Origin of the sequence: Kitasatospora sp. NPDC101157, from assembly GCF_044768255.1 — a bacterium.
GTDB lineage: Bacteria > Actinomycetota > Actinomycetes > Streptomycetales > Streptomycetaceae > Kitasatospora.
In genome coordinates this window covers 618,278-631,665 of the sequence record NZ_JBIWPL010000002.1, presented here as the reverse complement: position 1 = coordinate 631,665, position 13,388 = coordinate 618,278, and the positions used below count along the sequence as shown (strand labels likewise).

Genomic DNA, 13,388 nt, shown 5'->3' with positions numbered 1-13,388 from the left:
GGCCGGCCGGGCGCCCCGGCCCGGGCGTTCTTCCCGACCGGCGGTCAGACCGCTCGCCTGGTCGGGCGGACCAGTCGGCTGCGGACCACCCACACCACCGCCGCGAGGGCGAAGCCGTAGACGGACACCAGTCCGTGGCCGTTGTCCTGGGCGAGCCACATCGCGAGGCCGAGCACCGGGACGCCGGCCGCCAGGGCGATCTCCTTGGGGAGGCGGGTGCGGGTGAGGAAGGCGAGGGCCAGGGTGGCGCCGAGGAAGTAGGTGGCCCCGGAGCTGCCGGCGAAGTTGCGCGGGTCGGTGCTCGGGCCGTCGCCGAAGCCGAGCAGGGTGTCGATCCGGCCGGGCAGCACGATGCCGGCCAGGAAGAGGACCAGGGTCAGCGTGCCGCCCCAGTACCACTGGGCGAGCGCGGCGACGGCGGCGAGGGTGACCAGGTTCCACAGGCCGCCGAAGAGGCCGCCGTTCTGCATGAACACCGAGGTGAACTCGCGCCACCAGCCGGACCTGGCCGGGTCCGCGTCCAGCGCGTCCATGGCGCCGGACCAGGCGAGCTGGAGCACGACTCCCCCGACGGCGACCGTGGTCAGGGCGATCGCCGCCCACGGGAGCGGCCGCCCGCGCAGGGTGTCGCGGCCGACCACCCCGAGCCCGCAGTTGACCATCATGACCATCAGCGCGGCCGTGGTCACGTTGAAGACGATCGCCCCCATCCGCCTGGCCCCTCCCCCCGGTTACGGCGTTTTCCAACACCGTTCGAAAACCTGACGGAGCACAAGCTAGCACAACTTTCGAACACTGTTGGAAAACGCTGTTACGGTGGCTCGCATGAAGCTCACCAGGGAGCGCATCGTCGACGCGGGCATGGCCGTCTTCGCCGAGGTCGGCTATCAGAACCTCTCCATGCGGCAGGTCGCCGAGCGGCTCGACGCCCACGCCGGCAGCCTCTACTACCACGTGCGCGGCAAGGAGGAGCTGCTCGCCCTGATGGCCGACCGGGTCTGCCGCCGCGCGTACGACGCGGGCACCGCCGCCCTGGCAGCCCTGCCGCCCACCGCGGCCTGGCCGGACCGCGTCGAGGCCCAGGCCACCGCCCTCCGGCTGAGCATCAAGGAGCACCCCGGCGGCGCCCAACTCCTCGCCGAGAGCCCCGGCAGGCTCAGCACCGGCGCGCTCTCCCTGATGGAACGCCTGCTGGGCACCCTCCTCGACGGCGGCCTGCCCCCCGAGCACTGCGGCATCGCCGCCGACACCCTGCTCAGCCACGTCACCGGCTTCGTCCTCCAGGAGCGGAACCAGCCGTCCTCCCCACCGGCCGTCACCGCCGGGCTCCACGCCGACCTGTGCGAGCGGTTCCCGCTGGTCATGGGCGAGTTGATCCCCCGCATCGGCCAGGACGAGAAGTTCACGCGCAGCATCCGCCTGCTCTGTACGGGCTTCGCCGCGCTGCGACCGCCGGTGGCACCCTGACGGCAGACCGTCCTCGGGGCGTCACCGGCGGTGTGCCTCCCGTACCGCAGGAGGCTCAGCTCACCAGGTGACCGGTACGGCCGCGGCCATGATGGCCATCCGGTTGGGATGCCAGGGCACTTCGGCCGCCGGCACGGCGAGCCGCAGGCCGGGGAACCGCTGGAGCAGCACCCGGAAGGCGACGTCGGACTGCCGGCGCACCAGGTGGGCGCCCGGGCAGTGGTGACGGCCGTGACCGAAGCGCAGGTGGGAGTTGGGCGAGCGGCCCGGCTCGAACCGCCCGGCGTCGGTGAACGCCTCGGGGTCGTAGTTGGCGGCGTCCAGCGAGAGCAGCACCAGGTCGCCGGCCTTGACCTGCGCCCCGCCCAGGGAGGTGTCCCGGGTGACGAAGCGCGGAATGGCGTTGCCGAGGACGACGCTGCACCGCAGCAGCTCCTCCACGTACCGGGGCGTCTCCTCGGGGCGCTCCCGCAGCGCCGCCATCGCCTCGGGGTGCTGGAGCAGGTTGAACGCGGCGACGCCCAGGAAGCTCGCGAAGTCCTCGTAGCCGCTGACGAACAGCACGGCGACGATGTTGGACAACTGCCGTTCGTCCAGGCCCCGGTGGACGTCGTTCAGATCGGCGAGCCGGTCCGCGAGGCCGCGCGGACGCCCGGGGGTGCGCGCGGCCATGAAGGCCGCCATGTGGGCGCGGATCTCCTCCCAGTTGACGGCGAGCTCCGCGTCGGAGTACGTCGCCATGGTGAGGTCCTTGTCGGCCCGCTCGGCGAGCCACTCGCGGTCCTCGAAGGGCAGGCCGAGCAGCCGGCACAGGCACTGCGCGGCGACCCACTCGGCGAAGTGCCGCTGGAGGTCGCCCGGGGCGCCCTCGGCCGCCATCCGCTCCAGGCCCTGCCTGGTCACCTCGGCGACCCAGTCGGCGGGCAGTTCGGGCTGGTTGCGGCCGAGCGCGGCGAGCACCTCGTCGCGCAGCCCGGCCCGCTGGAGGTGGTTCATGGCGTCCAGCAGCTCGGGCGCCAGGATCGGGGCGTCCTGGGTCGGGCTGTCGGCCTCGCCGAGCACCGAACGGGCGAAGGCGCGGTCGCGCAGGACGTCGCGGGCCAGCTCGTAGCCGGTGACCAGCCACGCCTCGCCGCCGGAGTTGGTCCTGACCCGGGAGACCGGGCAGCGGCCGCGCAGCTCGTCCAGTTCCGGGGCGAGGCGGTCACCGTCGGTGCTGAACGGGTAGCGGGGCAGCGGGTGCTCACCCGGGGTGTCGTCGGTGGCGGCGGGAGCCTGGGGTGCGCTCACGTGGCGCGGTCCTTTCTGGGCGGATTCGGAGTGGAGCGGGGACGCCGTCGTCACCAGCGCACCGGCAGCCGGGCGGGGGCGCGCAGCGGGGTGGTCTCGTCCCAGGGCAGCGACTCGGCGGGCTCGGCGAGTTCGACGCCGGGCAGTTCCTCCAGCAGCACCTGGATGACGACGGCCAGTTGCATCCGGGTCAGGTGCGCGCCGGTGCAGGCGTGCGGGCCGTGGCCGAAGGCGAGGTGGGGGTTGGGCGTGCGGGTGAGGTCGAGGCGGTCCGGGTCGGTGAACGCCTCGGGGTCGCGGTTGGCGGAGGCGGGCACCGGGACGACGGCGTCGCCGGCCCGGATGCGCTGCCCGTGGAGGGTGAGGTCCTCCTCGGCGACCAGGATGTTGATCGCGTTCATCAGCGGGACGTGGCGCAGGAGTTCGTCCACGGCGGTGGGGATTCCGGCGGGGTGCTCGCGCAGCCGGTGGAGCTGGTCGGGGTGGGTGAGGAGGGTGAGCAGGGCGTTGCCGGTGTGCTGCATGTTGGTCTTGTAGCCGGCCATCAGCATGGTGACGATGAAGCTGACCACGTCGTCCCTGGTCAGCCCGGCGCCGGGGCGGCGGCTCTCGGCGAGGAGCAGGCGGATGTGGTCCTCCTCGCCGTCCGCTTCCGCTTCTTTGCGGGTGATCAGTTCCGAGGCGTAGTCCTGGAGGGCGTACAGGGCGGCGAGGATCTCGTCCGTGCTCAGCCCCGCGGCGCTGAGCAGGGTGAGGGTGTGCGGGAGGTAGCGGTCGCGGTCCTGGTGCGGGAGGCCGATGGTCTCGCAGAGCACGCGCAGCGGCAGCGGTTCGACGTACGCGGCAACCAGGTCGGCCGTGCGGTCGGGCGCGGCGGCCGTCATCGCGTCGATCAGCTCCTGGGCGATGGCGCGGATGCGGGGCCGCATGAACTCCAGGCGTCCGCGGCCGAACAGCGGCAGGACGGCCCGGCGGACGCGCTCGTGGTGTTCGCCGGTCATCTCCAGGAAGGTCGGCAGGCAGGGTGGCGGCGCGTCGTCGCCCTCGGCTGGTGGCCAGGCGGACAACAGGGGCCGGACGAGCCTCGGGTCGGCGAAGGCGGCGCGGGCGTCCTCGTAGCGGCTGAGCAGCCAGGCGGTCTCGCCGTTGGGCAGCCGCGCCTCGGCGACGGGCTGTTCGACGCGCAGCCGGGCGTAGGCGCAGGGCGGTCCGGCGGTGCCGGGCTCCACCTCGGGCACCGGGATCGGGGCCAGGGCGGGGGCCGGGACGGCGGTGTCGGTCATCGCGTGCCCTCCTGGGTGACGGCGGCGGCGTTGGCGGCGTTGGCGGCCGCGGGGCGCGGCAGGTAGCCGGTACCGAAGAAGTACTCCAGGTAGCGGTCCAGCAGGGCGGCGTCGACCGGCGGGCAGTGGAGCCCGCTCTCCGCCAGGGCGGCTTCGGCGTTCTCCCGCCCGAGCACCGGGAAGGTGCCCTCGAAGTACAGCTCCTTGACGGACATGTCGGCGGTGCGGCTGCGGTCCACGCACAGCGACACGAAGGGCGCGGTGGCGCTGGTGGGGTTGGCCGCTACGTGCCGGACGAGCTCGGCGACCCACTGCCGGTAGGGCAGGGTGCGGACCGCGTACCCGGCCGCGCGCATCCGCTCGACGACGTCCGAGAGCATCGCCGGGCGGGGGTTGGTGAGGTGGTAGGTCCGGCCGTCGGCGTCCTGGCGGGTGGCGATGTGGACCACGGCCTCGGCGAGGTGGTCGACCGGGACGAAGTCCATCGGCAGGGCGATGTCGGGGGCGAGACCGGTCTCGGCGATCGTCTTGAACAGGGAGCAGATCGCGGTCTCGGTGTTGCTCACACCGCTCATCTGGTCTCCCGTCACCTCGTACGGCCGGTGGACGGCCACCGGCAGCCCCTGCGCCGCCGCCCGGCGCAGCAGCCCCTCCCCCACCCACTTGCTCTCGGCGTAGCCCATGGTGAGCCCGTCGGCGTGCGCCAGCGGGGCGTCCTCGGCGACCTCGCGCACCCCGGCGGCGCCGGAGCCCGCGACGACGGCGACGGTCGACAGGAAGTGGACCGGGACGCGGCGGGGCGCGGCGAGCCGGACGATCTCCCGGGTGCCGTCCACGTTGGGGGCGCGCAACTGCTCGTACGGGTAGAGGAAGTTGACCTGGGCACCGTTGTGGACGATCAGGTCGAGGCGGTCGGCGAGGTCGGCGCGATGCTCGTCCGGCAGTCCGAGGGCGGGCTCGGCGAGGTCGCCGGGGAAGCAGGTCACGCGTCGCCAGTCGGCCTCGTCCAGGCGCAGGCCGTAGCGGGCGAGGGCGGTGCGCACGCGCTGTTCGGCGTGGGCGGGGCTCGTGGCGCGGACCGGGCAGTGGACGCGGGCGGCGGTGCGGCGCAGCAGGGCGGCGAGGAGGAAGGCGCCGACGAAGCCGGAGGCGCCGGTGAGCAGGACGTCCTTCGGATCCCGGGGGCAGGGCGCCGGGCCCTGGACGGGCGGCAGGCGGAAGCCGAGCTCGGTTTCGCGGGCGAAGTCGACGGCGGTTCCGTCGGCGGCCGGCGGGGAGCCTTCCCGGGCGGCGCGGACGGCCTCGGTGAAGCTCCGGAGGGTGGGCGCGGTGAGCAGCGCCCGGATGAGGCCGGAGCTGAGGGCGGCGTCGAGCCCGAGGGCGGCGAGGGTGCGGGTGACGGTCTCCGAGGCGAGCAGGGAGTCCCCGCCGAGGTGGAAGAAGTCGTCCTCGGGGGCGGGCCCGGTGCGCAGCACCTGCTGCCAGATCCCGGCGAGCAGGGCGGGCAGCCCTTCGGCCGGGTGCTCGTACGGCGTCCGCTCGAACGGCGTCTGCTCGAACGGCGCTGCGGTGACGGCGCGGAGCCGCTTGCGGTCGACCTTGCCGCCGCTGGTCACCGGGAAACGGTCGAGGGCGACGAGCGAGGGGACGGCCTGCGGGGGCAGCCACTGGGCGCAGTAGCCGCGCAGCTCGGGCAGCGGCAGCCGGCCGCCGGGGGCGGCGGGGGTGACGTAGGCGGTGAGCGCGCCGTCCTCCGCCTCGACGACGGCCTCCGCGACGGCCGGGTGGGCGCGCAACCGCGACTCCACCTCGTCGAGCTCGATCCGCGCGCCGCGCAGCTTCACCTGGCGGTCAGCGCGGCCGCGGTACTCCAGCAGGCCGTCGGCGTCGCGGACGGCCCGGTCGCCGGTGCGGTAGAGGCGGCCGCCCGGTTCGACCTGCGGCAGGTGGACGAAGCGCCCGGCGGTCAGCTGTTCGTCGCCCGGGTAGCCGAGGGCCAGTCCGTCCCCGCCGACGTACAGCTCGCCCTCCTCGCCGGGCGCCGCGGATGTGCCGTCGGCGCGCAGGACGTGGCAGGTGGTGGCGCCGAACGGGCGGCCGATCGGGACGTGGGTGGCGTCCTCGGGCAGCGGGCGCACCCGGTGGGCGGTGGAGACGACCGAATTCTCCGTCGGGCCGTAGAAGTTGACGACCGTGGTGGTGGGGCAGGCGGCGAGGACGGCGTTGGCCAGCCGCGGGTCCATCGCCTCGCCGCCGGCCGAGACGAACCGCAGCCCGGCCATCGCCCGGGGGCCGGTCCGGGCGAGGAGGTGGAAGACACTGGTGGTCAGGTAGGCGACGGTGACGCCCTGGGTGCGGAGGAGGCCCTCCAGGGCGGTGGGCGAGAGGAGTTCCTCGCGGTCGGCGATGACGAGGCAGGCGCCGGTGAGCAGGGCGCCCCAGATCTCGATCGTCGAGGCGTCCGAGGACAGGCCGTAGCCGTGCAGTATCCGGTCGCCGGGACCGGGCGCGGGCAGTTCGCGGTCGGACAGGACGAGCCGGACGACGCCCCGGTGCGGTACCGCCACGGGCTTGGGGCGGCCGGTGGTGCCGGAGGTGAAGGCGACGTAGGCGCAGTCGGTGGCCTCGGCCAGGACGCCGGCGGCCCGGACGGGCCCGGGGGGCGCGTCGTCGACGACCGGGATGCTCACCCGCAGCCCGCGGACCCGGCGTTCGGCGCCGGACAGGGTGACGGCGGCGCGCAGTCCGGCGTCCTCGGCCATGGCGCGCAGTCGGGCCGGGGGCAGGTCGTCGTCGAGCGGCACGTACGCGCAGCCGGCCTTGAGGATGCCCAGCAGCGCGATCAGCGCCTCCGGGGAGCGGCTGCCGCACACGCCGACCGGTTCGCCGGGGGTGATGCCGGCGGCGAGCAGTCGGGCGGCCAGGGCGGTCGAGCCGGCGTCGAGGCGGCCGTAGCTCAGGGTGCGGTCGCGGTGGTGAGCCGCCGGTGCGTGCGGGTGTGCGGCCGCCTGGCGGGCGAAGAGCTCCGGGAGGGTGAGGTGTCGCGGGTAGTCGGGGGCGGCGGCGCCTTCGGCGGGGCGGGCGGCCGGGATGCGGATCAGACGTGACGAGACATCGGTATCGGTCATGGGTCCTTCTCAGGAGGGTCGGCCGCCGCGGCGGCTGCGGCGGTGCCGTGCCGCGCCGTGCCGGGGCTGCCGACGGAGGGCCCGGTCAGCCCGCGCTGTCGGCGGGCGGATCGGCGGGTTCGGTGAAGTCGGCCGCGAAGGCCGCGAAGTCGGCGGTGCGCCAGCGCTGGGGGCGCAGCCGGAACAGGATGTCGTCCTTGAGCTGGTCGGCGGTGGCATCGAGGTAGCCGCGGGCCTCGTCCGGCTCCAGGTAGCGGTGGGCCAGCGCGTCCCGGACGGCCGGCGGCACCGGATCCTCGACGGCGACGACGGGCCCCTCGACGCTCACGTACCGGTAGGGCCGCCGTTCGTCCTGCACGCAGAGGCTGAACCGGCCCGCGGCGCGCAGCAGTCGGCCCTTGACCGTCTCGCGGCCGGTCTGGACGAGGACCTCGCCGCCGGGCTCGTACCCGTACCAGACCGGGACGCTCAGCGGCGCGCGGTCGCCTTCTCTGGGATCCGCGACGCTCAGGACCCCGACCCGCCGATCGGCGAGGAAGCTCTCCCGGTCGTGCTGTGACATGGCAGGCAGCATCGGTCAGTACCCTTCAGCTGTAAGGAAGTTGAGACTCGCGACGATGCGCGGTCCGCCGTGGTCACGACGGACGGCGCGGCGCTCACTCGCAGGATGGGACGGCAACCCCCCGCTCGGGTGGCGCCGGCACCGGAGGCGATGAGAGGCGGCCGGCGCGCTCCCACGCCGGAATCACCTCCGCAGGAACAGCATGACGCTCTTGGCACGTACAGTGACGGAGAGATCACTGCACTGTCGTGAACATGTCATTCACTGGCCTGAATCCGACCGTCCGCGAACGATCTCGCCGCGTCGGTCGCCGGAGTCCACCGGGCTCCCCGTCGGGCGGCGCCCGCCGTCCTTGCGGTCGGGGCCTGGTACACCGCGTCCAGTGCCGGCGGTGCGCAGCACTGGACGAGCGGCTGAGCCGTAGCGAGGGCCGGACAGGTCCGAGGGCCTGTCCGGCGGATCTCGTCGGATCAGCGCGCGGCGTTGGGCGCGCGGCGTTGGGCGCGCGGCGTTGGGCGCGCGGCGTTGGGCGCGCGGCGTTGGGCGCGCGGCGTTGGGCGCGCGGCGTTGGGCGCCCGACTGGGCGCGCGCCCGGGTCGCCCTCGTACTGGACGCACCTGGGCGATCGGGCGTGCGTCCAGGCGGGATGCCTGGGGGTACCTCCCGGCCGAAGGCTGGGGGCGCGTCGCGCGCCCGGCAGTATCCGCCGGACAGGTCCTGGCCTAGGCGGGGAGGCCGACGGCGCGGTCCCGGTTGCGGCGCTGCTGGATGACGACGGCCGTGACCAGCAGGAGGCCCTGGGCGACGTTCTGCCAGAAGGTGTTGATGCCCTGCCCGGTCATGCCGTTCTGGAGTGCGCCGAGCAGGGCCACGGCCAGCAGGGTGCCGCCGACGCCGCCCTTGCCGCCCTTGAGGGAGCAGCCGCCGAGGGCGGCGGCGGTGATGGACTGGAGTTCGAGGCCTTCACTCCCCGAGACCGGCTGGCCGGAGCCGGTGCGGGCGGTGAGGAGGATCCCGGCGAGGGCGGCGACGAGACCGGAGAGGACGTAGGCGGAGACGAGGTACTTGTTGAGGTTGATGCCGGCCAGGCGGGCGGCGGTGTCGTTGCCGCCGATGGCGTAGATGTTGCGGCCGATGTCGGTGTACTTGAGCAGGACGTGCACCGCCACGGCGACCAGGACGAGGATCCAGATCATGGTCGGCAGGCCGGCGATCCGCCCCCGGCTGAGGAAGATGAACAGGGCGTCGTTGCGCACGTAGCCCTGGGCGCGGCCGTTCGAGATGAGCTGGGCGACACCCTTGTAGGCGGCGAGCCCCGCGAGGGTGGCGATGGTGGGGTTGACCCTGCCGTAGATGATGACGGCGCCGTTGAGCAGGCCGACCAGGGCACCGACGAGCAGGGCGGCGCCGACGCCCAGCGGTGCGCTGGAGCCGGTGGAGGTGAAGGCCATCGCGCTGACCACGGAGGCCAGTCCGGCCTGGGAGCCGACGGAGATGTCGAGTCCGCCGCAGATGATGACGACGGTCTGGACGACGGCGAGCAGGCCCGCGATGGTGGCGGCCTCGCCGATGCCCTGGAGGTTGTCCGGGCTGAGGAAGTTGCTGTCGAGCGAGCCGAACACGGCGACCACGACGGCGAGGGCGCCGATCAGGCTGAGGTTCTGCGCGCCGATCCCGAGGAGGGCGCGCCGCCCGGGCCGGTTCCCTGCGTGCGGAGTGCTCGGGGCTGAGGTGGTGGTCATCGCGCGGCTCCGCTCGCGGGGTCGGTGTCCCTGTCCGTGTCCGTGTCCGTGCCGGTGGTGTCCGTGCCGGTGTCGCTGTCCCCGGCGCGCTGGAGGTCGTCGGCCATCGCGAGCGCGAGGACGGCCTCCTCGGTGGCCTCGGCCCGGCTCAGTTCTCCGGTGACGTGCCCGTTCTGCATCACCACGATCCGGTCGGCCAGCCCGAGCACTTCGGGCAGTTCGGAGGAGATCACCAGCACCGCGACGCCCTCGCGGGCGAGGTCCGCGATGATCTGGTAGATCTCGGCCTTGGCGCCGATGTCGACGCCCCGGGTGGGCTCGTCGAGGATCAGCAGATCGGGGCGGTGGGCCAGCCAGCGGGCCAGGACGACCTTCTGCTGGTTGCCGCCGGACAGGGTGCGCACCTCGGTCTCGACGGACGGCGCGTGCACCCGCAGCCGGTCGGCGAACTCCTGGGCGAGGGCCTTCTCCTGGCTGTTCCTGACGAATCGCCAGCGGCGAAGCCGGCGGTAGCTGACCAGGGTGGTGTTGTCGCGGATCGTCCGGTGCAGGAACAGTGCCTGGGCCTTGCGCTCCTCCGGGGCGAGGCCGATCCCGGCGGCGATGGCGTCTCGTGGGCTGCGCAGGCGCAGCCGTGTGCCGTTGAGTGAGATGTGCCCGGAGCGGACGGGGGCGTCGCCCGCGAGGGCCAGGGCGAGTTCGGAGCGTCCGGCGCCGATGAGTCCTGCCAGTGCGACGATCTCTCCCGCGCGGACCCGGAGGTCGATGCCGTGCACGTCGTCGGTGGTCAGGCCCTGGACGTCGAGCACCACCCGGTCGGTGGCGACCTCCTGCCGCACGAACAGGCTCGACAGGTCGCGGCCGACCATCAGCCGTACCACCTCGGCCTCGGTGGTGTCGGCGGCCGCCACGACACCCGCCACCGCGCCGTCGCGCAGGACGGCGATGCGGTCGGCGAGGCGGAAGATCTCCTTCATCCGGTGCGAGACGTAGATGACGGCGATGCCCTCGTCGCGCAGCCGCCGGATCAGCGCGAACAGGGCTTCGCTCTCGTGCTCGGAGAGGGAGGAGGTGGGTTCGTCGAAGGCGATCGCGCGCGGCGGGGTGTCGCCGGTGAGTGCGCGCAGGATCTCGACCAACTGTCTCTGCGCAGCTGTGAGTTGCGAGCCGAGCAGGTCCGGGTCGAGGATCTGCTCGAAGCCCAGCCGGCTCAGGTCGGCGGTGATCCGGCGGCGCAGCTCGGCCCGGTCGAACCGCCGTGCGGCGCGGCGGGGCAGTGCACCGGCGTAGACGTTCTCGGCGACCGGGACGTGCGGGACGACCTCCGGCTCCTGGGGGATGATCCGGATCCCGGCGCGCCGCGCGTCGATGGGCGAGGAGAGGGCGAGCGGCGCTCCGTCCAGTAGCACGCGCCCCTCGGTGGGGAGGTGGTCACCGGTCAGGATGCGCAGCAGAGTGGACTTTCCGGCGCCGTTCTCGCCCATCAGGGCGGTGACCTGTCCGGCCGGGAAGTGCAGGCTGACGCCGGTCAGGGCCCGGACGGCGCCGAAGCGCTTGCCCACGCCGTCGGCGGTCAGTCCGGGCACCGGGGGCTCGGTGGCCGGTCCGGGCGCCGGGGGTTCGGGTGCGGTCATCAGGAGCCTCCTGTCCGCCGGGATCAGCTGCAACCGACGCCGGAGGACTGCCAGTTGGAGGCGTCGACCATCTTGGTCGGGGCGAAGGCCTCGGCCGGGAAGTCCTTGCCGTTCCTGAGCCGGTCGACCATGGTCTGCACGGCGAGCGCGCCGACGTCCTTGCCGTTGATGAACAGCGCGGCCTTCATGCCGGAGGGCTTGCCGCTCCCCCAGTCCTTGCAGGCGAGGTACGCGCCGAGGCCGACGCCGATGATGTCGTTCGCGCCGATGCCCGCGTTCTCCAGCGCGGTGACGCCGCCCTGGACGTTCTCGTCGTTGCAGCCCCAGACCACCCAGTGCTTGACCCCCGGATTGGCGGTGACGGTGGCGGCGACCTTGTCCTGGGCGCCGGTCGGGGTGTTGTCGGTGGCGACGTCGAGGTTGCGCACGGCGGCCCCGGCGCCCGCCGCGAAGGCCGCCTTCGCCGCCTTGACCCGGTCGCCGCACACGGTGACGTCCTGCTTCCAGGCGGATACGGTCCGGGTGTCGGCCGCGTTCCAGCCGGCCTTCCTGAACTCCTCCGCCGCCCGCTTGCCGACCTCACCGCCCATCTGCTCCCCGCTGAAGCCGATCCGCGGCACCAGGCCGGACTTGGCGCAGGAGGCCGGGTCCGGTCCCGTGGTGCAGATCTGGTCGTCCGAGGTGAGCAGCGCGATCTTCGCGTCCTTCGCGGACTGCGCCACCTGCGGCCCGACGGCCGGGTCGGGGACGACGACGATCAGGCCGTTGCTCTTCTGGGCGATCGCCGACTGCACCTCACTGACGGTCCGGTTGGCGTCGTTGCCGAGGTCGACCACCTTGAGGTCGACGCCGAGCTCGGCCGCCTTCGCCCTGGCTCCGGCGGCCTCGTCCACGAAGTACTGCTGGTCGCCCTGCTTCTGGAGGTAGGTCAGGGCGATCTTCCCCTCCACCTTCTTCACGTCGCCGGCCGAGCCGGACGACTCCTGTCCGGTCGAACAGGCGCTCAGGCCGAGGACGGTGACGAGGCCGAGGGCGGCGGCCGGGGCCAGACGGTTGCGGAAGGTGCGCATGTGGACTCCTGTAGGGCTGGGCGGCTCGACCGACAGCAACACAAGGGATCAGATATCACCACAACCAAACATCAATGGATCACAGGAAACGACATGCACATGCAGCCGTCAAGACCTCGGGAACCACGGATCCCGCTCGCCACCCTTCCGGACCGGGCCACCGGGATCGTCGCCGACCGACCGGGGACCCGCGCGGCGCGGCGGTGGCCGACGCCCACGTGACGGAGACCGAACGGCGGGCCCGGTGGAGCCGGGACTGCGTCGCCCCGGGTGCCACGAGTCCCCCGTACGGCCGGGCCGTGACGGCCTCGACCGGTACGGGCCCGGGGCCGGCGCCGGATCGGGGCCCGCCCATGGGAAAACCAGGGCCCCGGCACTCGTTCCGCGAGCGGCCCCCGGCGGCCTACGCTGGTCACAGGGCCAGCCGAGCGCCGGTCCGGGCAGCCCGCGGTCGGCGCGGACGGGGCCGGGCAGGCGGGGCCCGGGCGAGGAGGCCGTCATGAGCACCACGGCCAACCGCGGCGAGATCGAGGCCGACATCAAGGAAACCCTGGGCCTCGTGCCGCACTTCTTCCAGAGCATCCCGACCGAACTCCTCGGGCCGGAGTGGGAGATCTTCAAGAGGATCGAGCTGGGCGAGACCCTCATCCCCAACAAGTACAAGGAACTGATCGGCGTCGGGCTGCACGCCGAGACCAAGTGCCGCTACTGCAGCCTGTTCCACACCGAGGCCGCGAAGCTCTTCGGCGCGACGGACGAGGAGATCCAGGAGGCCGTCCACTACGCGAAGGCCAGTCTGGGCTGGAGCGCGTACATCAACGGGATGCAGGAGGACTACGACCAGTTCGCCGCCGAGCTCGCCCAGGTCGCGGACTACGTTCGCGCCAAGGCCGCCTGATGGAGCTCGAACGGATCCGGCCGCTGGTGCTGCGCGGAACCTTCCACGCCTACGAGCTCGCCGCGCTGGTCGCGGCCGCCCGGTTCGTGGTGGAGACCGCCCCCGCCGACGTCCCCCAGGAGGCGCTGGACCAGCTCACCCACCTGCTGGCCGACTACGACCGGCAGTTGCGCGAGCTGGCCGCGCCCTAGCACCGACGCCGCCTCCCGCCGCCCCGCGCCCTCGCGGTGGACCGGTCCGCCGCGAGGGCGCGGGACGCCCACCCGGGCGGCCGGGCTGACGTCCGAGTGGGATGTCACGGTTCCTCCGCGGTC

11 protein-coding genes are annotated in these 13,388 nt (G+C 73.5%); 3 read left to right on the top strand and 8 right to left on the bottom strand.

Annotated features, from left to right (window positions below; translation table 11 throughout):
* Positions 1-44: 44 nt before the first annotated feature.
* Positions 45-710 carry a hypothetical protein gene (locus ACIRVF_RS06145; RefSeq protein ID WP_402814370.1) on the bottom strand — a complete coding sequence of 222 codons (666 nt, stop codon included), beginning with the start codon at positions 708-710 and terminating at the stop codon, positions 45-47.
* 115 nt (positions 711-825) lie between these two features.
* On the opposite strand from ACIRVF_RS06145, the gene ACIRVF_RS06140 reads away from it, so the two are divergent.
* A complete protein-coding gene (locus ACIRVF_RS06140; RefSeq protein WP_402814367.1) occupies positions 826-1,467 on the top strand; it encodes a TetR/AcrR family transcriptional regulator in 642 nt (213 codons plus the stop codon).
* Between the two features lie 60 nt (positions 1,468-1,527).
* On the opposite strand, the gene ACIRVF_RS06135 is transcribed toward ACIRVF_RS06140, so the two are convergent.
* The 7 genes from ACIRVF_RS06135 to ACIRVF_RS06105 form a co-directional block, all read right to left on the bottom strand.
* Positions 1,528-2,757, bottom strand: coding sequence for a cytochrome P450 (locus ACIRVF_RS06135; protein ID WP_402814364.1), 1,230 nt, complete (start codon positions 2,755-2,757; stop codon positions 1,528-1,530).
* Between the two features lie 50 nt (positions 2,758-2,807).
* Positions 2,808-4,040 carry a cytochrome P450 gene (locus tag ACIRVF_RS06130; protein ID WP_402814362.1) on the bottom strand — a complete coding sequence of 411 codons (1,233 nt, stop codon included), beginning with the start codon at positions 4,038-4,040 and terminating at the stop codon, positions 2,808-2,810.
* A complete protein-coding gene (locus ACIRVF_RS06125; protein ID WP_402814359.1) occupies positions 4,037-7,168 on the bottom strand; it encodes an amino acid adenylation domain-containing protein in 3,132 nt (1,043 codons plus the stop codon). The genes ACIRVF_RS06130 and ACIRVF_RS06125 overlap by 4 nt, the downstream gene beginning before the upstream one ends.
* An 85-nt stretch (positions 7,169-7,253) precedes the next feature.
* Positions 7,254-7,730, bottom strand: coding sequence for a pyridoxamine 5'-phosphate oxidase family protein (locus ACIRVF_RS06120; RefSeq protein WP_402814356.1), 477 nt, complete (start codon positions 7,728-7,730; stop codon positions 7,254-7,256).
* Between the two features lie 722 nt (positions 7,731-8,452).
* The gene (locus ACIRVF_RS06115; RefSeq protein WP_402814353.1) at positions 8,453-9,472 is read right to left on the bottom strand and encodes an ABC transporter permease; all 1,020 of its coding nucleotides are present in this window, start codon (positions 9,470-9,472) and stop codon (positions 8,453-8,455) included.
* Positions 9,469-11,106: a sugar ABC transporter ATP-binding protein gene (locus tag ACIRVF_RS06110; RefSeq protein WP_402814350.1), complete on the bottom strand. Its 1,638-nt coding sequence runs from the start codon at positions 11,104-11,106 to the stop codon at positions 9,469-9,471. Before ACIRVF_RS06110 ends, ACIRVF_RS06115 begins: the two co-directional genes overlap by 4 nt.
* A 23-nt stretch (positions 11,107-11,129) precedes the next feature.
* Complete coding sequence (locus ACIRVF_RS06105; RefSeq protein WP_402814347.1) at positions 11,130-12,176, bottom strand: substrate-binding domain-containing protein; 1,047 nt, start codon at positions 12,174-12,176, stop codon at positions 11,130-11,132.
* A 499-nt stretch (positions 12,177-12,675) separates the two neighbouring features.
* Between ACIRVF_RS06105 and ACIRVF_RS06100 the strand changes: the two genes are divergently transcribed.
* Both ACIRVF_RS06100 and ACIRVF_RS06095 read left to right on the top strand, forming a co-directional pair.
* Positions 12,676-13,074: a carboxymuconolactone decarboxylase family protein gene (locus tag ACIRVF_RS06100; protein ID WP_402814344.1), complete on the top strand. Its 399-nt coding sequence runs from the start codon at positions 12,676-12,678 to the stop codon at positions 13,072-13,074.
* Positions 13,074-13,265: a hypothetical protein gene (locus tag ACIRVF_RS06095; protein WP_402814341.1), complete on the top strand. Its 192-nt coding sequence runs from the start codon at positions 13,074-13,076 to the stop codon at positions 13,263-13,265. Before ACIRVF_RS06100 ends, ACIRVF_RS06095 begins: the two co-directional genes overlap by 1 nt.
* Positions 13,266-13,388 lie beyond the last annotated feature (123 nt).